Annotated in this window: 19 protein-coding genes; 3 read left to right on the top strand and 16 right to left on the bottom strand. The window is 65.3% G+C overall.

All coding sequences use genetic code 11. The annotated features are described in order from the left end of the window. Positions 1 to 7: 7 nt before the first annotated feature. A complete protein-coding gene (locus LB538_RS20965) occupies positions 8 to 943 on the bottom strand; it encodes a dihydrodipicolinate synthase family protein (RefSeq protein ID WP_224528152.1) in 936 nt (311 codons plus the stop codon). Between the two features lie 68 nt (positions 944 to 1011). Between LB538_RS20965 and LB538_RS20960 the strand changes: the two genes are divergently transcribed. Beyond that, entirely contained in the window at positions 1012 to 1716 is a 705-nt protein-coding gene (locus LB538_RS20960) for a GntR family transcriptional regulator (RefSeq protein ID WP_224528154.1), read from the top strand. A 27-nt stretch (positions 1717 to 1743) separates the two neighbouring features. Here the strand turns inward: LB538_RS20960 and LB538_RS20955 are convergent, their stop codons facing one another. The 3 genes from LB538_RS20955 to LB538_RS20945 form a co-directional block, all read right to left on the bottom strand. Beyond that, entirely contained in the window at positions 1744 to 2061 is a 318-nt protein-coding gene (locus tag LB538_RS20955; protein ID WP_224528156.1) for a hypothetical protein, read from the bottom strand. A 270-nt stretch (positions 2062 to 2331) separates the two neighbouring features. Continuing rightward, positions 2332 to 2634: a hypothetical protein gene (locus LB538_RS20950; protein ID WP_140841768.1), complete on the bottom strand. Its 303-nt coding sequence runs from the start codon at positions 2632 to 2634 to the stop codon at positions 2332 to 2334. A 264-nt stretch (positions 2635 to 2898) separates the two neighbouring features. Continuing rightward, positions 2899 to 4395, bottom strand: coding sequence for a CoA-acylating methylmalonate-semialdehyde dehydrogenase (locus LB538_RS20945; RefSeq protein WP_224528169.1), 1497 nt, complete (start codon positions 4393 to 4395; stop codon positions 2899 to 2901). A 366-nt stretch (positions 4396 to 4761) separates the two neighbouring features. Between LB538_RS20945 and LB538_RS20940 the strand changes: the two genes are divergently transcribed. After that, positions 4762 to 5643, top strand: coding sequence for a LysR family transcriptional regulator (locus LB538_RS20940; protein ID WP_224528174.1), 882 nt, complete (start codon positions 4762 to 4764; stop codon positions 5641 to 5643). On the opposite strand, the gene LB538_RS20935 is transcribed toward LB538_RS20940, so the two are convergent. From LB538_RS20935 to rsfS, 9 genes are all read right to left on the bottom strand, one after another. Further along, a complete protein-coding gene (locus LB538_RS20935; RefSeq protein ID WP_224528178.1) occupies positions 5640 to 6212 on the bottom strand; it encodes a hypothetical protein in 573 nt (190 codons plus the stop codon). The genes LB538_RS20940 and LB538_RS20935 overlap by 4 nt on opposite strands. A 147-nt stretch (positions 6213 to 6359) precedes the next feature. Next, positions 6360 to 7622 carry a D-amino acid dehydrogenase gene (locus LB538_RS20930; RefSeq protein ID WP_095767221.1) on the bottom strand — a complete coding sequence of 421 codons (1263 nt, stop codon included), beginning with the start codon at positions 7620 to 7622 and terminating at the stop codon, positions 6360 to 6362. A gap of 87 nt (positions 7623 to 7709) precedes the next feature. After that, the gene (gene alr / locus LB538_RS20925; RefSeq protein WP_224528182.1) at positions 7710 to 8861 is read right to left on the bottom strand and encodes an alanine racemase; all 1152 of its coding nucleotides are present in this window, start codon (positions 8859 to 8861) and stop codon (positions 7710 to 7712) included. 76 nt (positions 8862 to 8937) lie between these two features. Further along, positions 8938 to 9453 (bottom strand): RNA pyrophosphohydrolase, encoded by a 516-nt coding sequence (locus LB538_RS20920; protein WP_224528185.1) that lies wholly within the window; start codon positions 9451 to 9453, stop codon positions 8938 to 8940. Positions 9454 to 9505: 52 nt separating this feature from the next. Then, positions 9506 to 10699 (bottom strand): divergent polysaccharide deacetylase family protein, encoded by a 1194-nt coding sequence (locus LB538_RS20915; protein ID WP_224528190.1) that lies wholly within the window; start codon positions 10697 to 10699, stop codon positions 9506 to 9508. A 184-nt stretch (positions 10700 to 10883) separates the two neighbouring features. After that, a complete protein-coding gene (locus LB538_RS20910) occupies positions 10884 to 12215 on the bottom strand; it encodes a S41 family peptidase (RefSeq protein ID WP_176477009.1) in 1332 nt (443 codons plus the stop codon). Between the two features lies 1 nt (position 12216). Then, positions 12217 to 13551, bottom strand: coding sequence for a murein hydrolase activator EnvC family protein (locus tag LB538_RS20905; RefSeq protein ID WP_224528193.1), 1335 nt, complete (start codon positions 13549 to 13551; stop codon positions 12217 to 12219). Between the two features lie 197 nt (positions 13552 to 13748). Beyond that, positions 13749 to 14231 carry a 23S rRNA (pseudouridine(1915)-N(3))-methyltransferase RlmH gene (rlmH, locus tag LB538_RS20900; RefSeq protein ID WP_140546819.1) on the bottom strand — a complete coding sequence of 161 codons (483 nt, stop codon included), beginning with the start codon at positions 14229 to 14231 and terminating at the stop codon, positions 13749 to 13751. A gap of 61 nt (positions 14232 to 14292) precedes the next feature. Next, entirely contained in the window at positions 14293 to 14670 is a 378-nt protein-coding gene (gene rsfS / locus LB538_RS20895) for a ribosome silencing factor (RefSeq protein WP_095767215.1), read from the bottom strand. 244 nt (positions 14671 to 14914) lie between these two features. Here rsfS and LB538_RS20890 point away from each other — a divergent pair, with 244 nt between their 5' ends. Next, the gene (locus LB538_RS20890; RefSeq protein ID WP_095767214.1) at positions 14915 to 15766 is read left to right on the top strand and encodes a mechanosensitive ion channel family protein; all 852 of its coding nucleotides are present in this window, start codon (positions 14915 to 14917) and stop codon (positions 15764 to 15766) included. A gap of 27 nt (positions 15767 to 15793) precedes the next feature. Here the strand turns inward: LB538_RS20890 and LB538_RS20885 are convergent, their stop codons facing one another. From LB538_RS20885 to LB538_RS20875, 3 genes are all read right to left on the bottom strand, one after another. Then, positions 15794 to 17080 (bottom strand): MFS transporter, encoded by a 1287-nt coding sequence (locus LB538_RS20885; RefSeq protein WP_224528197.1) that lies wholly within the window; start codon positions 17078 to 17080, stop codon positions 15794 to 15796. A 243-nt stretch (positions 17081 to 17323) separates the two neighbouring features. Continuing rightward, the gene (locus LB538_RS20880; RefSeq protein ID WP_224528208.1) at positions 17324 to 17956 is read right to left on the bottom strand and encodes a nicotinate-nucleotide adenylyltransferase; all 633 of its coding nucleotides are present in this window, start codon (positions 17954 to 17956) and stop codon (positions 17324 to 17326) included. 202 nt (positions 17957 to 18158) lie between these two features. Beyond that, a complete protein-coding gene (locus LB538_RS20875) occupies positions 18159 to 19445 on the bottom strand; it encodes a glutamate-5-semialdehyde dehydrogenase (RefSeq protein ID WP_224528211.1) in 1287 nt (428 codons plus the stop codon). Positions 19446 to 19458 lie beyond the last annotated feature (13 nt).

The raw sequence follows: 19458 nt of genomic DNA, 5'->3' as shown, positions 1-19458 counted from the left end.
CTGTCCCTTATTCGGCCGCCGCCAAGCTGTCCGCCGATCGAGGAGACGTCTGCAGCGGCGGCAGCTTCGGCCGCACCGCCAGCGCATCCCGGACGATCTTTTCGACCGCCTTGCGGCGTTCACCCGACAGCGGCTGGCGCGGCATGCGCACGCGATCATTGGTATCGATCGCCAGCACTTCGGCAAGCTTGATGTTTTGGACCAGATAGGTCGAGACATCGAGGTCGAGCAAGGGCCGGAACCAGCGGTAGATCGCCAACGCCTCGTCGCGTCGGCCCTGTTGCATCAACTGGTAGATCGCGACCGTCTCGCGCGGGAAGGCGGTGACGAGGCCGGCGACCCAGCCGATGGCGCCGACCGACAGCGCCTCGAAGGCAAGGTTGTCGACGCCGGTGAAGAGGTCGTAGCGGTCGCCGAAGCGGTTGATGATCTCGGTCGATCGGCGGATGTCGTCGGAGGATTCCTTGATGGCGACGAAACGCTTGTCCGACGCCAGCTCCTCCATCAGATCGACGGTGACGTCGACGCGATAGGCGAGCCGGTTGGAATAGATCATGACCGGCAGGTCGCCTGCTTCGGCGACGGCGCGAAGGGCGGCGACCGTCTCTTGCGGGTCGGTGTGATAGATCGGGCTCGGCACCACCATCAGTCCGTCGGCGCCTTCCTTGGCGGAGCGTTTGGCGATAGCAGCCGCCTCACGCGTGCCGGGCTCGTTGACGGTCAAGAGCACCGGCTTCTTCCCGGCGACTTTCCGCGCCGCCTTCAGCACCTCGATCTTCTCGTCGGGCGACAGCATGGATCCTTCGCCGAGCGAACCGCACACAATGATGCCATCGCAGCCGGCCTCCATCTGCAGCCCGTAGCAGCGCTCCATCTCGGCATGGTCGAGACGGTCGTCGGCGGTGAATTTGGTCGTGACGGCGGGGAAAACTCCGGCCCACATGGCTATCTCTCCTCTGATATATCAGCCGTATATCTATTAAGAATTAGCCTGTCAACGCTGAATCACTTATGATATATGAAAAATATATCAGGAGCCCGCCATTGATCTCCCCGCTGATATCCATCGAGGCGAACGCGACCTTCGAGCCGGCGGCGACCAAGGCCTATCGCGCGCTTGAGTATATGATCGTCACGCTCGAGCTGGCGCCGTCGGGCTTCGTCACCGAAGGCGCGCTGATCGAGCGGCTGGGTCTCGGACGCACCCCCGTGCGCGAGGCTATCCAGCGGCTCGCCTGGGAAGGGCTTCTCGACATCAGACCCCGTGCCGGCATCGCGGTGGCGCCGCTTCACGCCGGCGACTGGCTGCGGGTGCTGGATGCGCGGCGCGGCATCGAGGTGGTGCTCGCCCGCTCGGCCGCCCGCTTCGTCACCCGCGAGGCCGCCGACCTGTTCCACGAAGCGGCCCTGGCCATGCAGAAGGCGGTGATCTCGAGCAATGTGCTTGCCTTCATCCAGGCCGACAAGGCGCTCGACGAAGCGCTGGCCATCGCCGCCGACAACCCCTTCGCGGCGCGTGTGGCAGGCCCCTTGCAGACCCACAGCCGCCGCTTCTGGTATCGCTACAAGGCCGATACCGGTCTCGCCGAATCGGCCGAGCACCACGTGGCGCTGATCCGTTCCATCCTCGACGGCGACGAGGAAGCCGCCGCCAAGGACGCCAAGAAGCTGATAGCGCTGCTGCGCGGTCATGCCGAGGTGGCCGCCACGCGCTGAGCAGGACCAGCGCCTGCTCGAGGCGCTTCAGCCACCCGGCTGCCCGACCGCGGTGGCCAGCGTGTCTTCCCACCCCTCGCCGGCGGCCAGGATGCAGCTCTGGCCTTTGACGTCCGTCATCAGGATGGTCCAGGTTCCGCCTGCCGAGACGAACACCTCGAAGATGGCGACTTGTCCGGCCACGCCATAGCCCAGCCGCTTCTCCTCGAATGCCTCCGCCAGCTTCGCGACCAGATAGTCATGGCCGCCGCAGATGACTTGCGCCCGCGCCGGAACTGCCGGCAGCGCCATCATGGCGCCAAGGGCCGCAAGCTTGACCCATTGAAACGAAAATTCGCGTGCCATGGGGCACCTCCTTTGCCGTCGCATTCCGGCAAAGGGAGGCACATTCGGCCGCCTCAGTGTGCCGGAAGGCTCCAGGCCGGATTGGACGTCTTCATCGCGTCACTCCTTCTGGCTTCCGGTCTGTCGTCGGGAGATCATGACTCCCTGAGATTCGATATGGTGAAGCTCCGCTCCGTAAACAAGCGGCGCCGCGGAGAGCGCCTTGCTTGGCGCCACTTGACGCCCGACCGTGGGAGCCGTTGTGGCGCGCACCCCGGCTCCCTGCCGGTTTCAGGCGCCCGGCATCGCCGCGGTGATCGTCGGGCTGTCCCAGCCCTCGCCGACGGAAAGCACGCAGCTCTGGCCTTTGGTATCGGAGGCGAGCACCGTCCAGCTTCCCTGGTCGGAGACAAAGATCTCGAGCACGACGTTCGGATTGATCAGGCCGCGCCCAGCCTCGGTTTCGTGGAACTTGTCGCCAAGCGCCTTGATGATGTCGGCGCGCGCCGCGCATTGCGCCGCCGCGCTCGCCGGCGCGGCTCCAACGGTCATCGCCGTCGCCGCCAATATTGCCGCCACAACAAATCGTGTCATCTGACACCTCCTCGCGCCAGACGAGAACCCCGGCTTGAACCGGCGCTGCTTGGTTGCCTGCACGCATGGCAGGAATAAAGCCTAAGGCAGATGGTGGTCTGTTGGTTCCATCACACGGCGATGGAATTATTAGAATATGCGGACGCACGCATGACGCGATGCGCCGGAATTCATGCGCCTGAAGTTGTGCTTCGCCTTCGTCCATAAAAAGAAAGCGCGGCTTGCGCCGCGCCTTCTCAATGTTGGTTTGGACGACCGTTCGGGCTAGTTCATCGTCGGGATGACAAACTCGGCGCCGTCCTTGATACCCGACGGCCAACGCGAGGTGACCGTCTTGGTCTTGGTATAGAAGCGGAACGCGTCCGGACCGTGCTGGTTGAGGTCGCCGAAGGACGACGCCTTCCAGCCGCCGAACGTGTAATAGGCGATCGGAACCGGGATCGGCACGTTGACGCCGACCATGCCGACCTGAACGCGGCTGGCGAAATCACGCGCGGCATCGCCGTCGCGGGTGAAGATGGCGACGCCGTTGCCCATCTCGTGGTCATTGGCGAGCTTGATGGCATCCTCGTAGCGCGGCGCGCGCACCACCGAGAGCACCGGCCCGAAGATCTCTTCCTTGTAGATGCGCATGTCGGCGGTCACGTTGTCGAACAGGCAGCCGCCCATATAGTAGCCGTTCTCATAGCCCTGCATCTTAAAGCCGCGGCCGTCGACGACGAGCTTGGCGCCTTCCTTGACGCCGATATCGACGTAACCCTTGACGCGCTCCAGCGCCTGCGCGGTCACCAGCGGACCGAAATCGGCGGAAGAGTCGGTCGAGGGGCCGACCTTGAGGCTCTCGACGCGAGGCACCAGCTTTTCCATCAGACGGTTGGCGGTGTCGTTGCCGACCGGGACAGCCACCGAGATCGCCATGCAGCGTTCGCCGGCCGAGCCGTAGCCGGCGCCGATCAGCGCATCGACAGTCTGGTCCATGTCGGCATCGGGCATGATGATCATGTGGTTCTTGGCGCCGCCGAAGCACTGTACGCGCTTGCCCGAGGCGGTGCCGCGCGAATAGATGTAATGCGCGATCGGCGTCGAGCCGACGAAGCCGATGGCCTTGATGTCCGGATCGTCGAGGATGGCGTCGACCACTTCCTTGTCGCCGTTGACGACGTTGAGGATCCCCTCGGGCAGGCCGGCCTCGATGAAGAGCTCGGCAATGCGCAACGGCACGCCCGGATCGCGCTCGGACGGCTTCAGGATGAAGGCGTTGCCGCAGGCGATGGCCGGGGCGATCTTCCACAACGGGATCATTGCGGGGAAGTTGAACGGGGTGATGCCGGCGACGACGCCGAGCGGCTGGCGCATCGAATAGACGTCGATGCCGGGGCCGGCGCCGTCGGTGAACTCGCCCTTCATCATGTGCGGCGCGCCGATGCAGACCTCGACCACTTCGAGGCCGCGCTGGATGTCCCCGCGCGCATCGGCAATGGTCTTGCCGTGCTCGCGCGCCAGGATGTCGGCCAGCTCGTCGTAGTCACGGGCGACCAGCTCGAGGAATTTCATCAGCACGCGCACGCGGCGCTGCGGGTTGGTGGCCGCCCATTTCGGCTGCGCCGCCTTGGCGTTCTCGACCGCGGCGCGCAGTTCCGCCTGTGAGGCCAGCGCCACCGTGCCGCGCACGGAGCCGTCCATCGGCTGCATCACATCCTGCTTGCGCCCGCTGGTGCCGGCGACACGCTTGCCGCCGATGAAATGACCGTATTCGATCATGCTTTTCTCTCCCTGTTCTGATGATGACCCATTGTCTGCCTTTGCGGCGGCGATGGCAACGCGAGCCAAAACGCAACCGTTGTGCGGAAAATAGACAACGATCCCGAGGTGTGCATTAATTGCCGCAAATGATGGATTGCCGAAAAGGCCGAAGCTTGCGTTCCTTCACACCCCCCTCTGGCCTGCCGGCCATCTCCCCCGCAAGGGGGGAGATCAGACGTCACGAAGGCTTTCGCCAATCACCAACGATTGAAAAGAAGCGCCATCAGAGAAGCTGCCAATCTCCCCCCTTGCGGGGGAGATGTCCGGCAGGACAGAGGGGGGTGGGCGGGAACGCGGCGCTGCCGGTTAAAACGGACCACTCCCATGAACTGGGATGACGTCCGCATCTTCCTTGCAGTCGCCCGCGCCGGCCAGATTCTCGGTGCGGCCAAGCGCCTGGAGCTCAACCACGCCACCGTCTCGCGCCGCATCGCCGCGCTCGAGGAGGCGCTCCGCACAAAGCTCTTCCGCCGCCTGACCACCGGCAGCGAGCTGACGCCGGCCGGCGAGCGCTTCCTCGACATAGCCGAGCGCATGGAGAGCGACATGATCGCCGCGCGCTCGACCATTGCCGGCGAGGGCGACGACGTTTCGGGCACGGTGCGCATCGGCGCGCCGGACGGATTTGGCGTCGCCTTCCTGGCAAAGCGGCTGGGCGAGCTGACTGCGCTGCACCGCGAGCTCACCATCCAGCTGGTGCCGGTGCCGCGCTCCTTCTCGCTGTCCAGGCGCGAGGCCGATATTGCGATCACCGTCGAGCGGCCGAGCGAAGGGCGGCTGGTGGCGGGCAAGCTGGTCGACTATACGCTCGGCCTCTTCGCCTCCCGCGCCTATGCCGAAGCCAACGGCCTGCCGAAAGCGCCGGCCGAGCTCGGCCGGCACACGCTGATCGGCTATGTGCCGGACCTCATCGTCAGCCCCTCGCTCGACTATGCTGCCGAATTCAGCCCCGAATGGCGCACCAGCTTTGCCATCTCCTCGGCGCTTGGCCAGGCCGAAGCGGTGCGCTCCGGCGCCGGCATCGGCATCCTCCACACTTTTGTCGCCCATTCGATGCCGGAGCTGGTGCCGGTCGACATCGTCGCGCCCATCCGCCGCGCCTACTGGCTGGTCTATCATGAATCGGTGCGGCCGCTGCGCCGCGTGCAGCTGGTCGCCAACTTCATTACCAAGGCCGTGGAACGCGAGCGCGGCCTTTTTGTCTAATCCGCGTCGAGCACGAACGAGCTCACGATCTTCTCGGCCTCGTCCGCAAGCGGCGCCCATTTCCGCTCCACCTCTTCGGAGTTGTCGCCCGCGACCCCGCAATCGACGAAGCCGTAATGCGAGCTGCGCAGCGTCAGCGCGATGCGGGAATGGCCGTAGAAGCTGACATTCTCGTCGGCATAGTGGAAATCCATCTCGGCTGTGCGCACCGGATAGCCGTCCGGAAAATGCGCCAACCTGTCCTGGCGGAAGGCGGCCGACTGATAGGCGACGCCGACCATGGTCTGCCAGTTGCTCACCTTCCAGTCTTCCTCCATGAACGCCCTGACATCGGGCGGATTGTCGGGAGCGGTCGGATCATAGGCATTTTCCGACACGCGGCAGGTGAGCCCTCCTTCGCCGGATTTGATCTTGAGCCGAATGGTGTTGTCAAAGGCGGTTTCGCTCGCCCATTGCTCGGGATAGGTCAGCGAAAAGCCGTGCTCCTTGTCGTGAACGGTTTTGTCCGCTGCCAGCGCCGGCGGGGCGCAGGTCAGATAGGCGGCCGCCGCAAAAAGAAAAAGACGCATCCAAAGTCCCCTCGCTGCGGCCGATCCTATCACAGGCAGTTGGTCGCCGCCGCCTTGCCAGCGCCAAGCTCTACCAGCAGCTGTTCGGCGACAGCTGGGTCGGGGAAGCGTTCCGAGGCAAGCCCGCCGAAGCAGATGCAAAGCCCCTCAGATAGGTTTGAGATACCGCTCCGGGCTGAGGTCGCGCGCGTTGATCTCCGGCACCCGGTTGGACATGATGTCGGCGAGCACCTTGGCCGAGCCGCAGGCCATGGTCCAGCCGAGCGTGCCATGGCCGGTGTTGAGATAGAGGTTGGCAACCTCGCTTTGCCCAATCAAGGGCGGTCCATCCGGCGTCATCGGCCGCAAGCCGCACCAGAAGCTCGCCGCCTTGAGATCGCCGCCGCCGGGGAAGAGATCGCCGACCGAGTGTTCGAGCGTGCGGCGGCGCGATTCCTGCAGGCGAAGGTCATAGCCCGAAATCTCCGCCGTGCCGCCGACCCGGATGCGGTCGCCGAGCCTGGTGATCGCCACCTTGTAGGTCTCGTCCATGACGGTCGACACAGGCGCGGCCTCGACATTGTCGATCGGCACGGTGATCGAATAGCCCTTGACCGGATAGACCGGTATGGGCCGCCCCAGCGAGCGCATGAACTGCGCCGAATAGCTGCCCATCGCCATCACGAAGGCGTCCGCGGATTTCCATCCGCCCTCCGTGAGGACGTTGGTGAGGCGATTGCGGTTCCTGACGATGCGCCGGATGGTCGAGCCATATTCGAAGGTCACGCCGCGCGCCACGCAAAGTTCCGCGAGCTTGTCGGTGAACATCTTGCAGTCGCCGGTCTCGTCGCCCGGCAGCCTGAGGCCGCCGACGAATTTCTCGCGCACCGCCGCAAGGGCCGGCTCGGCGGCGATACAGCCGTCGCGGTCGAGGATCTCGTAAGGCACACCGTATTTCTTCAGCACCTCGACGTCGCCGCCGGTGCCGTCGAGTTGCTTTTGCTTGCGGAACAGCTGCAGCGTGCCTTTGGTCCGTTCGTCGTAGGTGATGCCGGTCGCCTCGCGCAGCGCCTTCAGCGTGTCGCGGCTGTATTCGGCAAGCGGCACCATGCGCGACTTGTTGAGCGCGTAGCGCTCGGCCGTGCAGTTGCGCAGCATCTTGAGGAGCCAGGTCCACATGTTCGGGTCGAAGGCGGGCCGCACGACCAGAGGGCCGTACTTCATCAACAGCCATTTGACGGCTTTGACCGGGATACCGGGCCCGGCCCAAGGCGAGGCATAGCCCGGCGATACTTCGCCGGCATTGGCGAAGCTGGTTTCGAGCGCCGGCCCCGGTTGGCGATCGTAGACGGTCACTTCATGACCGGCCTCGGCGAGGAAGTAGGCGGTGGTGACCCCGATCACGCCGCCGCCCAGCACGATGACTTTCATTCAAGGCTCCCTCAAAGGCCGATCATGCCGCCCGAGGCATGGCCATTCCCTGTCTGCCGGATTTTGCGGCACCCGCCAAGGGCTGCGTTATCCGCCGATGTAACGGCGGTGAAAGCGCGCGCCCAGACTAGTCAATATCTCATAGCCGATGGTACCGGCATAGCCGGCCGCGTCGTCGACGCTTTGCGACGGACCGATGAGCTCGACGAGGTCGCCTTCGCCGAGCCTACCTGCCGAAAGCGCCGAAATGTCGAGGATGATCGAGTCCATCGACACGCGCCCGACGAAGGGCAGTCGCACGCCCTCGAACCAGGCGGCCGAAGCGGCGCGACGGTGCCAGCCGTCGCCATAGCCCAGCGAAATGGTCGCGAGATCGAGCGGTCCATCCGCCTGGTGGGTATGGCCATAGCCGATGCCGGCGCCGGCGTCGACCTGCCGCGTCTGCGCCACCTTGGCTTGCAGCCGTATGACCGGCAGCATCGGATTGGGTGTGTGTGGTGTCGGGTTGACGCCGTAAAGCGCGGCTCCCGGGCGGGCAAGGTCGTAGTGATAGGCCGGCCCGAGAAAGATGCCGGACGAGTTGGCCAAGGAGGCGGGCGCCGCGGGCAGCATCCTGCGCAGCCTTTCGAATTCGTGCCGCTGCCTCTCGTTCGCCGCCTGTTGCGGCTCGTCGGCGCGGGCGAGATGGCTCATGACAAAACGAATGTCGACGCCATCGAAGGCGCCGATCTCCCCCGCGACCGCCTCGACTTCCGCCGGCGCCATGCCGAGCCTTGCCATGCCGCTGTCGACCTGGATGGCGGCGGCAAGGCTCTGGCCCATGCCTCGCGCGGTCTCGCGCCAGGCCTTAAGCTGCATGGCGCTGTTGATGACCGGCCAAAGCCCGGCCGCCGCGGCTTCCGGTTCAGAATCCGGAGGCAGCCCGTTCAGCACGAAGATGTCCGGCCCCGGGCCGATCGCCTTGCGCAGCGCGATGCCCTCGCCGAGCAGTGCGACGAAGAAGATGCCGCAGCCCTCTTTCGCCAGCGCCGATGCCACTTGTGCGGCGCCAAGTCCGTATCCGTCGGCCTTGAGCACCCCGGCGCAGCGGACGCCGTCCAGCCGCGCCTTCAGCCGGCGGTAGTTTTCCCGGATGGCGCCGAGGTCGATCGTCAGGATCGCGCCGGCAGCCGCCTCGCTCACCGTCGAGCCACTCCTTGCATCATGTGCCGGAAACCCGCGTCCCGTGTCGTCGCTCATGGCGACCCCCGCTCATTGCATCGGCAATCAATACGGCCATGGGGCGGCCGCGACAACCGGGACAGATGGCGGCCACTCAGGGGACGAGATGCTGGAACGCCGCGACCACCTGCTCGTAGACCTTGCGCTTGAACGGCACGACCAGGTCGGGCAGCTCCCGCATCGGCCGCCAGGCCCATTCATCGAACTCGGCCTTATGGCCACCGGGAGGCGGATTGATCTCGATCTCGCCTTCGTCGCCCTCGAAGCGGTAGGCGAACCATTTCTGCGTCTGGCCGCGATAGCGGCCCTTGAAGGCGACGCCGACCAGATGCTCCGGCAGGTCGTAATTGATCCAGCGCGGCGCCTCAGCCAGCAGCGACACGCTGCGCATGCCGGTCTCCTCGTAGAGCTCGCGCCCGGCGGCCTCGATCGGCTCTTCGCCCTTGTCGATGCCGCCTTGTGGCATCTGCCAAAGCTGCGTCGTGCCGGCGAACTCGCTGTCCGGTTCGGCGATGCGGTGCCCAACCCAGACCAGACCTGCTTTGTTGAGGATCATCAGCCCGACGCACGGACGGTAAGGCAGCGTTTCGGGATCGATCGTCTTGGCCATATGTCAGCGTTCCAGCTGTCTTTGAGAATGGAGTTCGGCGAGGCGGGTAGGGTTAGCCTTTTTGCGGATCGATCGCCACAGCCGAGATCGGCACGATCTCGATGCCGCGCTTCTTCGCTTCGGCAATCCACGACGTCACCGTGTCGACGGTGATATCGAAGGCCGAACCGACGCCGACGGCGCTGCCCTTGGCCCGCGCCGTGGCTTCGAGGCTGTCCAGCTTCTTGAGGATTTCGCCGCGATCCTGGACGGCATCGATCGCCATGTCGCCGGCGACGAATGGCACGCCGTCCTTCAACGCCAGGTCAGGCGCCACACTGCGCGATGACGAGCCGTCATCGATGTAGGCAAGCCCCCGCTTACCGAGCTCGGCCATGAACGGTTCCATCGCCGCGGCGTCGGCCGAGAAGCGGGCGCCCATATAGTTCATGACCCCGGTATAGTTGGTCGTGCGCGACAGGGCCCAGTGCAGGCTCTTCAAATTCTCGTCCGGGCTGGCCGCGACAGTCAGCGTGTTGCGGCCGGGATTGACGTTGGGATAATCGAACGGCTCGAGCGGCACCTGCATGACGATCTCATGCCCGCTTTGCCTTGCCGTCTGCATCCAGCGGCCGATACTGTTGCCTTGCGGCGCGAAGGCCAACGTCACTTCGGCCGGCAGCTTGGCGATCGCCGCCTGCGTGCCGGTCTGCGAGACGGCGAGCCCGCCGATGACGATCGCCACCCGTGCCCCGCGCGCGCCCGACCAAGGCCGCGCATAAACGTCGAACGGCCGCCGGCCGTCGGCGCTGCGGATCGGCAGCGGTCCGGTGTCGGTGGCCTCGATCAGCGCCCTGTCCGGGATATGGGCGACCTTGAGGTTCTGGCCGAGCGTCGACGGATCGCGAATCACGATAGCGGCCTTCGGCGGGCCGTCGCCTTCTTCGGTCTGGACGTGGATGATCTGCGGGCCGCCGCTCTTCATCGGCGTGCTGGCCTGTGGCGCCGCCGCCGCCATCGGAGCCGGCGCGGGCGCCGCTGTCGCGGCAGGAGCAGCCTCGGCGGTGACCTTCGGCGTCGAAACGGCGACCTCTTCCGGCTTGCGGAACGGCCTTTCACGCAGCGCAATAGCGCCGGAAACACCGATCACGCCAAGCACGGCCAGCACCGCGATGAGCGAGCCGGAGCCGATGCCGTGCGAGGCTTTGCGCTGAGGCCGGAGCGTCTGTCCGAGCGGGCGTTCGATGTCCTTGCCGATCTCAGCCAAGTCGTGTTTCCCCGGAAGCACGCCAGGGTCACTTTTTCGTGACCTCTCGCGTAAGCTTCACAATCGCTGGCGCGATACCCCACACGCGTGGCGCCCCAACCGCAGTCCCCGAATCAAACTGCCGGAACCTCGCGGCCCCGGCAGCATTGCATTGCTTCGCGCAGCCGGCCAGAGCCGGATCGCATTACTGGTTCAGCACAGCCTTGTCCGGGTTCGGCGGGAACGACGGATCGGTCTTCTCGCCGCGCAGAAGCTGCTCGGCATAGATCAGTTGCAGGTCGTTCTTCGGATCCGGCGGCACATAGGCTGCCGAGCCCGAGCCGGTGGAGCTCTCGTCGGCGCCCTTGATGTGGCCCTTGAGGTCGGATTCGCCACGGGTCAGGTCGCGGCCCTGGAGATCCGGCGGCAGCGGCTGATCGACCTTGATGTCGGGCGTGATACCCTTGCCCTGGATCGACTTGCCCGACGGCGTGTAATAGAGCGCCGTGGTGAGTCTGAGCGCGCCGTTCTCGCCGAGCGGGATGATGGTCTGTACCGAGCCCTTGCCGAAGGACTGCGTGCCGACCACCGTGACGCGGCGCAGGTCCTGCAGCGCGCCGGCGACGATTTCCGAGGCGCTCGCCGAGCCGCCATTGACCAGCACGATCATCGGCTTGCCGTTGATGTCGTCGACCTGCTTCGGCTTGGCGTCGAAGCGGGTGACGTCCTTCGGATCGCGGCCGCGCGTCGAGACGATCTCGCCGCGCTTGAGGAAGGCGTCCGACACGCTGACCGCCTGGTCGAGCAGGCCGCCCGGATTGAGGCGCAGATCGAGCACATAGCCCTTCAGCTTGTCGTTCGGCACCTGCTTCTTGATGTTCTCGATGGCGTTCTCGAGATCGTCATAGGTCTTCTCGGTGAAGGAGGTGATCTTCATGTAGCCGATGTCGTTCTCGACCCGGTACTTCACCGCCTTGACCTTGATGATGTCGCGCACCACCGTCAGCTCGATCGGCTTGTCGGCGCCCTGGCGCAGGATGGTGAGCTTGATCGGCGTGTTGACCGGCCCGCGCATCTTCTCGACCGCGTCGTTGAGGGTGAGGCCGCGAACCTCCTCGCCGTCGATCTTGGCGATGTAATCGCCGGAAAGCACGCCCGCCTTGGCGGCCGGCGTGTCGTCGATCGGCGTGATCACCTTGACGAGGTCGTTTTCCATGGTGACCTCGATGCCGAGTCCGCCGAACTCGCCCTTTGTCTGCACGCGCATGTCCTGCGCCTGCTCGGCATTCATGTAGGAGGAGTGCGGGTCGAGCGAGGACAACATGCCGTTGATGGCGTTCTCGACCAGCGATTTATCGTCCGGCGGCGTCACATAATTGGCGCGCACGCGTTCGAAGATGTCGCCGAAGATCGCCAGCTGCTTATAGGTTTCCGAACCCGCAGCATTCGCCGCCGAACCCGGTGCGCCGTAGACCAGGCTCATTGCCGATGCGCCCATCAGCGCGCCGGCAAACAGAAGCGACAGTTTCCGCATCATTTCACGTCCTTCCAGAAAATCGGTCCGCCCACCATGGGGCCGGATCGACGGGTTTTCCATCCTTGCGGAACTCAACATAGAGTTCCAGCGCCGCATTTCCATTTCGCGAGGCCGAAGTGCTTGCCACCCGGGCCTCTCCCATCGCGCCGATCGGCTCTCCTGCGAGCACCGACTGTCCGGTCGCGACGCTGATTCTGCTCATCCCCGCCAGAACGACATGATACCCGTCGCCTGCGTTGAGGATCAAGAGTTGACCATAGGAGCGAAACGGCCCCGCATAAAGCACGTTTCCGTCCGCCGGCGCGGTGACGATGGCTCCCGATTGTGTCGCAACCATGTCGCCTTGCATCGCCGCGCCATTGCCATCGTCGGCGCCGAAACGCAGCTTGATCTTGCCGATGACAGGCAGCGCGATCTGGCCTTGCAATGCCGAAAACGGCGCCGATCCCGTGAGACGGTTCGCTTCCGGCACCGACAGCGCAGCGAGCTCGGTGGTCGAGGCCGTGGTGTCGTTGTCCGCCGATTTGCGCTCGCCCGCCTTGGCCTGGTCCTGCGCCTTGCGCGCCTTGTCGGCTTCGAGCGAGGCGATCAGGTCCTTGAGGCTGCTCGCCTTCGCCGCCAGCTGCTGCGAGTGCTGCTGCTCTGCCGCCATCGCGGCCTGGGTATCAGCCTGCAGTTTTTTCTTGGCTTCGAGCAGCATGGTGAGTCGCTTCTTCTCCGCCGTCTGGTCGGTGACGGCGGCGGTCAACCTGGCCCGCTCGGCCTCGATCGAGGCCGTCACACGCGTCTGCTCCTTGAGATCGGCCATCAGCCGGTCGGTCTGCTGGCGCAGTTCCGGCACCACGGCGCCGAGCAGGATGGCGCTGCGCACCGACGACAGCGCATCCTCGGGCTTGACCAGGATCGCCGGCGGCGGATTGAGCCCCATGCGCTGCAATGCGCCGAGCACTTCGGCCAACACGTCGCGCCGCGCCATCAGCGAGGCGCGCAGCTTATTTTGCTCGGCCTTCAGCCCTTCGAGCTTGGCGCCGATATCCTCGATGTCCTGACCGAGCTTCTGCTCCGTCATCGCCGACTGGATGAGCGCCGCGGTGATCGAAGCATAGTCCTTGCGCACCGAAGCGATGTCGGCGGCGAGCTTGCCCAGCCGCTCCGACGAGAGCGTGATCTCCTTGGAAACCTGCTCGTATTCGGCCCGGCTCTGATCCGGGTCGGGCGCAAGGTCAAGCGAATTTTCGGCCGCCTGGACCGGACCGAGCGCGACCAGGGCGGCGACAAGGGTCAAGCCGCAGCGGACGCGCCAGGCGCGCGTAATCGGGTACCAGCCTTCAGACATCAGGCCTCTAACCTATCCGCCGCTTCGTTAACGAACCATCAACCATGTTGGAAGCGCCGCTCAGAGCAATTCCGGGAAAAGTGCGTAACGGTTTTCCGTCCGGGATTGCGTAAAACAGAATACCCCGTTGCCGCGCGATTGAGGCAGAAATCCTGGCGTGGGCCGGCAATCCCCAGCTTCTTGGCCGTCGAGCCGTATCACGATCGATGATACGGATGACCCGCCAGGATCGTCGCTATCCGGTAAAGCTGCTCGCCCAGCATGACGCGCACCAGCTGGTGCGGCCAGGTCAGCGCGCCGAAGGACAGCACAAGGTCAGCCTGCTCGCGCAGGGATCTGTCATGGCCGTCGGCACCGCCGATCGCGACGACCAGCGCCTTGCGGCCGCCGTCGCGCAACTGGCCGATGCGGGCGGCCAGGTCTTCCGAGGAAAGAGACTTGCCGCGTTCGTCGAGCAGGACGAGAACGGTGCCGGACTGCAATTGCGCCTGCAGCTTCTGGGCTTCCTCGCGGCGGCGCTCGTCGGCGCTCTGTCCGCGGCTCTCGGGGATTTCGACAATGCCGGCAAACTCCAGCCCGACCGCGGGCCCGCTCTTGGCGAAGCGCTCGAAATAGCGGTCGGCGAGTTCTCTCTCGGGGCCGGTCTTCATCCGGCCCACGGCATGAACGGTGATCTTCATCCTCGCCCCGGCGAGCTTGTCCTAACGCGCACCGTGACGGTCACGGCACGCGGATCAAGGCTCAGTGCAGGGTCTCTTCCTCGAGATCCGGCGCCTGCCACATCTTTTCGAGATTGTAGAATTCGCGGACTTCGGGGCGGAAGACGTGGACGATGATGTCGCCCGAATCGATCAGGACCCAGTCGGCGCTGGCCAGCCCCTCGACGCGCGCATTGCCGAGGCCGGCATCCTTCAGCGCCTTGAGGAGATGATCGGCGACAGCCGAGACATGACGGTGCGATCGGCCCGAGGCGATGACCATATAGTCGCCGAGGCTCGATTTTCCCTGGATGTCGATTGAGACGATGTTTTCGGCCTTGGAGTCTTCCAGACTGGCAAGGACTGTGTCGATGGCGAGGGACGCGGCGTCGTTTCCGCTGATCCCTGCCGGCGAAGGCATGATGTCAGCCTTCTTCCGCAGTGCTGTTCTCAGTGTGTTTCCTTTCCCAACAAGAACAACCAAATCACCAGGCAAATCAGGTGACACCACTTAGATAGGCAGAGTTCCGTTGCAGTTTCAAGACGGGCGCCTTCGAAGCGTGATCTCCGCGCGATGTTGAGGAGGCGCTCCGCCAAGCCGCAAAAGGCGGGAACCGATGCCAGACGCACGGGTTATCGGCGCATTGACCAACGGGATACCCGCCATGCCCACCGACCCGCAAAGCGCCCTCATCACCATCCAGGCCGGGCTTGCACAGCTGAGCACGCTGATCGTCTCCTATTCCTTCTCGGCCGTCGGCGCCGTCATCCTCCTGGTTGTCGGATATCTCGTGGCCGGGCTTGCCGAGCGCTCGATCTATGCGGGCCTCGGCCACATCCACGGCTTCGATGAGACCTTGCGGCATTTCTTCTCGCAGGTCGTGCGTTACGCCATCCTGATCCTCGTCGTCATCATGGTGCTCGGCCAATTCGGCGTGCAGACCGCCTCCATCATCGCGGCAATAGGCGCTGCCGGCCTGGCCATCGGGCTGGCGCTGCAAGGCACGCTGCAGAACATCGCCGCCGGCATCATGCTTCTGGCGCTCAGGCCCTTCCGCATCGGCGAATATGTCGAGGTCGGCGCGATCGCCGGCACCATCGAGGAGATCGGTCTCTTCGCCACCAAGCTGCGTTCCGTCGACGGTGTCTATGTGATGGCGCCCAACTCGACGCTGTGGAACCAGCCGGTGCGCAATTTCACCCGCAACGGCGTGCGGCGCACCGACGTCACCTTGAGCATCGGCTCGTGGAACGACATCGACCGCGCGCAAAAGACGCTGCTTGCCATCGCCGCCGCCGAAAAGCGCATCCGGCGCGAACCGGCGCCGATCGCCTTCGTGGCCAGTCTCGGCGACACCACCGTTTCACTCACCTTGCGCTACTGGACGTCGGCCGCCGACTATTTCTCGACCCAGATCGACATGACCAAGCGCGCCAAGCAGGCTTTCGATACCGAGGGCATCTCGATCCCGCTGCCGCCTCCGGAAATGCCGGCGCCGGAGGCGCGCAAGCAATAGTCTCACCGGTTCTTCAGTGCCGGTTCTTCACTTGGAAGTGACCGACTCATCCTGCGCGAAGGCAAGCTCCACCGGCAGGGGCGTCTGCGCCGACATCGGCGCGAAACTGCCGCTTGTGGGCGCGGGTGTCGGCCGGCCGGCCATCACGCGCCACAGCACGAACAGGCAGAAGGCCGATGCGATGACGATGCCGACATAGATGAAGGTCGCGGTGCCGAAGACGGCGGAAAGCGCCGTCACGATGCCGGGCACGATGAAGCCGGCCAGCGACCAGGCGAACAGCATCGAGCTCGACAGCGCCAGAAGCTCGTCCTTGCCGGCGCGGTCGGCGGCATGCGCGCTGGAGAGCGCGTAGATCGATTCCGACGCTCCGTCCCAGATGAGATAGATCACCACCAGCGCCATCAGCGCGCCACCGTCGAAGACGATGGCAAGCACGCTGGCGATCGCCGCGAGCGCCGCCGCGCCCGCCAGCACGTAGCGCCGGTCGGTGCGGTCGGATATCCAGCCGAGCGGAATCTGCAGGATCAGCGTGCCGACCGGCATCGCCGACAACAGCAGCGCGACGTCGGCCTGGCTGTAGCCCTTGGCGGTGGCATGGATCGGCGCGAAGCCGGAGACGATCATCGACAGCCCGCCGACGGCGAGCATGCCGGCGACGCCGACCGGCGAGATGCGCCAGGCGCGGCGAAGCGCCACCGATGCGGCCTGCGGCGCCGGCGGCTGCGCCAGCCGCGTCATGCCGACCGGCAGGATGGAGAGCGCCGTGAAGGTGATGCCGATCAGCGCTGCCGCGGCTGTATGGATGTCGACCGCGGCGAGCGTCGCGTAACCCACGCCTAGCCCGGCGATATAGGCGACGTAGAACACCGCCATGACCCGGCCGCGGATCGAATTGGGCAAGGCGTCATTCAGCCAGCTCTGCGCGACGATGAACAGCCCGCAGATGGCGAAGCCGTAGAGCGCCCGCGCGGCGATCCATAAAAGCGGTATCGGCCCGGCGCCGATCGCCGCATTGGAAAGCGCGATCAGCGCCGAAAGCACCATGAAGGCGCGGGCGTGACCCACTCGCTTGACGAGCGGCCCGGTCAGGATGCAGCCGGCCAGCCCGCCGGCCGAAAGCCCGGTGACGATCAGCCCGGCCCAGGTCGGGTCGAACCCGTCGGCGCCGAGGCGCACCGGGATATAAGCGAACATCAGTCCATTGCCGATCGCGATCAGCGCCATCGACACGATGACGCTGGCAATGGCGATAAGCGGCGCCGATTGCGCGGCACGGGCGGGTTCGGTTGTGGTGGGGTTCTGCTTCAGCATGCTTGTGCAGCTTGGTCTACGGACAGGAAAAAAGCCGCCTCAAAAGCGACATGCCGCGCTTTCCCTTCCCCCCTTGTGGGGGAAGGTGGATTGCCGCGAAGCGGCAAGACGGATGAGGGGTGTTCCAGCGGAGTGAGACGCTTGCGATTGCGGCTTTAGTGAGCGCATTCGCCAAGCTGGAACACCCCTCATCCGTCGCCTTCGGCGACACCTTCTCCCACAAGGGGAGAAGGGGGAGCTCTTCTACCCCTTCGCCGCCTTGCGGAGCGCCGTGGATGACAGTGAGGAGCGCGGACCGTGGATGAAGGTCCAGGCCGGCGCCGGCATGCGGGCAAGCAGCGGCGCGTCGCCCTCGTCGATACGGGCATAGTCGAAGGTCTTGGCGACGACCGACGACAGGAAGGAGAGCGTGGCGCCCGGACGGTCGATGACCGCGATCGGGAAGGTCAGCACGATCTCGCGCCAGCGCTGCCAGCGGTGGAAGTCGCGCAATGAGTCCGCGCCCATGATCCAGACGAAATCCACGCCTGGGTTGCGCGCCTTGACCAGGGCAAGCGTGTCGGCGGTGTAGCGCGCATGCTGCGCCGCCTCGAAGGCGGTTACCTTGATCTTCGGGTTCCTGGCGATCTTTTCGGACAGCTCGACACGCTCGGCGAGCGGCGCCAGTTCGCGCGCGCTTTTCAGCGGATTGCCGGGCGTCACCATCCACCAAAGCTGGTCGAGCGCGAGCCTTCTCAGCGCGATCTCGGCGACCAGCGCATGACCGGCATGCGGCGGATTGAACGAACCGCCGAACAGCCCCACCGTCAGCCCTCTGGCGGCGTGCGGCATGCGGAGGTAGCGGGCGGGGACTGGCTGCTCAGCTTGGGAAAGCATGGTGCTAGCCCCCCCTCTCTGGCCTGCCGGCCATCTCCCCCTCAAGGGGGGAGATCAGATGTCGCCGCGACTTTCGCCAATCGCCGGCGTTGCAAGCCGAGCGCCGGCGCCGAAGCTGCCAATCTCCCCCCTTGAGGGGGAGATGGCCGGCAGGCCAGAGGGGGCGGCCTGGGCGCAAAGCCTCACACTCTAGCGGCAAGCGTCAAGGCCTCACCTGTCCAGACCCGCGCACGCGGTATTTGAACGAGGTGAGCTGCTCGACACCGACCGGTCCGCGTGCATGCATCTTGCCGGTGGCGATGCCGATCTCGGCGCCCATGCCGAACTCACCGCCATCGGCGAACTGCGTCGAGGCATTGTGCAGCAGGATCGCCGAGTCGATCTCGTTGAAAAAGCGCTCAACCGCAGCCGTATCCTCGGCGACGATCGCCTCGGTGTGGTGCGAGGAAAACGTCTCGATATGCTCGATCGCACCGGCGACGCCGTCGACCAGCTTCACCGCGATGATGGCGTCGAGATATTCCGTCACCCAGTCGGCATCGGTCGCCGGGCTGGCGTCGGCGAAGGCTTCCATCACCTCGGCATCGGCATGGATCTCGCAGCCGGCGGCGCGCAGCGCTTCCAGGATCGGCACCAGATGCGTGGCGGCCGCCGCGCGGTCGACCAGCAAGGTCTCGGCCGCGCCGCACACGCCTGTGCGCCGCATCTTGGCGTTGACGGCGATATTGGCCGCCATGTCGAGATCGGCCGAGCGGTCGACATAAAGATGGCAGATGCCTTCCAGATGCGCGAAGACCGGCACACGCGCCTCGGTCTGCACGCGTCCGACCAGGCTTTTGCCGCCGCGCGGGATGATGACGTCGAGATTGCCGCCGAGACCTTTCAGCATCTCGCCGACGGCGGCGCGGTCGGTGGTCTGCACCAGCTGGATGGATTCCTGCGGCAGGCCGGCGGCCTTCAGCCCTTCGACCATGCAGGCATGGATCGCGGCCGAAGAATTGATCGAATCCGAACCGCCGCGCAGGATCACCGGATTGCCGGCCTTTAGGCAGAGCGCGCCGGCGTCCGCCGTCACATTCGGGCGGCTCTCATAGATGACGCCGATGACGCCGAGCGGCGTGCGCACGCGTTCGATGCGGAGCCCATTCGGCCGGTCCCACGCCGCAATGGTTTCGCCGACCGGATCCTTGAGCGCGGCGATCTCGCGGATGCCGTCGGCCATCGCCTTGATGCGCGAGGGATTGAGCTTCAGCCGGTCCATGAACGAACCCGACAAGCCGGCCTCCTCGCCATTCGACGTATCGATGGCGTTGGCGTCGAGAATGGCCTGCTCGTTGCGCAGGATGGCGTCTGCCATGGCAACCAGCGCATCGTTCTTTGCCCTGGTGGAAGCGACGACCAACGGTCGGGCGGCGGCGCGAGCGCGACGGCCGATATCGGCCATCAGTGCCACAGTGTCTTCGCCGGACTTTTCATGCAGCTTCAGCATGGTTCATCCCTCC

Origin of the sequence: Mesorhizobium sp. Ca11 (assembly GCF_020165275.1) — a bacterium.
GTDB lineage: Bacteria > Pseudomonadota > Alphaproteobacteria > Rhizobiales > Rhizobiaceae > Mesorhizobium.
Note: the sequence above shows the minus strand (reverse complement) of the source record. Positions and strands in the feature narration are given on the sequence as shown.

Coding starts and splice junctions, on each gene's coding strand:
- LB538_RS20965 (WP_224528152.1), bottom strand. CDS start 943: ATGTGGGCCGGAGTTTTCCCCGCCGTCACGACCAAATTCACCGCCGAC.
- LB538_RS20960 (WP_224528154.1), top strand. CDS start 1,012: ATGATATATGAAAAATATATCAGGAGCCCGCCATTGATCTCCCCGCTG.
- LB538_RS20955 (WP_224528156.1), bottom strand. CDS start 2,061: ATGGCACGCGAATTTTCGTTTCAATGGGTCAAGCTTGCGGCCCTTGGC.
- LB538_RS20950 (WP_140841768.1), bottom strand. CDS start 2,634: ATGACACGATTTGTTGTGGCGGCAATATTGGCGGCGACGGCGATGACC.
- LB538_RS20945 (WP_224528169.1), bottom strand. CDS start 4,395: ATGATCGAATACGGTCATTTCATCGGCGGCAAGCGTGTCGCCGGCACC.
- LB538_RS20940 (WP_224528174.1), top strand. CDS start 4,762: ATGAACTGGGATGACGTCCGCATCTTCCTTGCAGTCGCCCGCGCCGGC.
- LB538_RS20935 (WP_224528178.1), bottom strand. CDS start 6,212: ATGCGTCTTTTTCTTTTTGCGGCGGCCGCCTATCTGACCTGCGCCCCG.
- LB538_RS20930 (WP_095767221.1), bottom strand. CDS start 7,622: ATGAAAGTCATCGTGCTGGGCGGCGGCGTGATCGGGGTCACCACCGCC.
- alr (WP_224528182.1), bottom strand. CDS start 8,861: ATGAGCGACGACACGGGACGCGGGTTTCCGGCACATGATGCAAGGAGT.
- LB538_RS20920 (WP_224528185.1), bottom strand. CDS start 9,453: ATGGCCAAGACGATCGATCCCGAAACGCTGCCTTACCGTCCGTGCGTC.
- LB538_RS20910 (WP_176477009.1), bottom strand. CDS start 12,215: ATGATGCGGAAACTGTCGCTTCTGTTTGCCGGCGCGCTGATGGGCGCA.
- LB538_RS20905 (WP_224528193.1), bottom strand. CDS start 13,551: ATGTCTGAAGGCTGGTACCCGATTACGCGCGCCTGGCGCGTCCGCTGC.
- rlmH (WP_140546819.1), bottom strand. CDS start 14,231: ATGAAGATCACCGTTCATGCCGTGGGCCGGATGAAGACCGGCCCCGAG.
- rsfS (WP_095767215.1), bottom strand. CDS start 14,670: ATGCCTTCGCCGGCAGGGATCAGCGGAAACGACGCCGCGTCCCTCGCC.
- LB538_RS20890 (WP_095767214.1), top strand. CDS start 14,915: ATGCCCACCGACCCGCAAAGCGCCCTCATCACCATCCAGGCCGGGCTT.
- LB538_RS20885 (WP_224528197.1), bottom strand. CDS start 17,080: ATGCTGAAGCAGAACCCCACCACAACCGAACCCGCCCGTGCCGCGCAA.
- LB538_RS20880 (WP_224528208.1), bottom strand. CDS start 17,956: ATGCTTTCCCAAGCTGAGCAGCCAGTCCCCGCCCGCTACCTCCGCATG.
- LB538_RS20875 (WP_224528211.1), bottom strand. CDS start 19,445: ATGCTGAAGCTGCATGAAAAGTCCGGCGAAGACACTGTGGCACTGATG.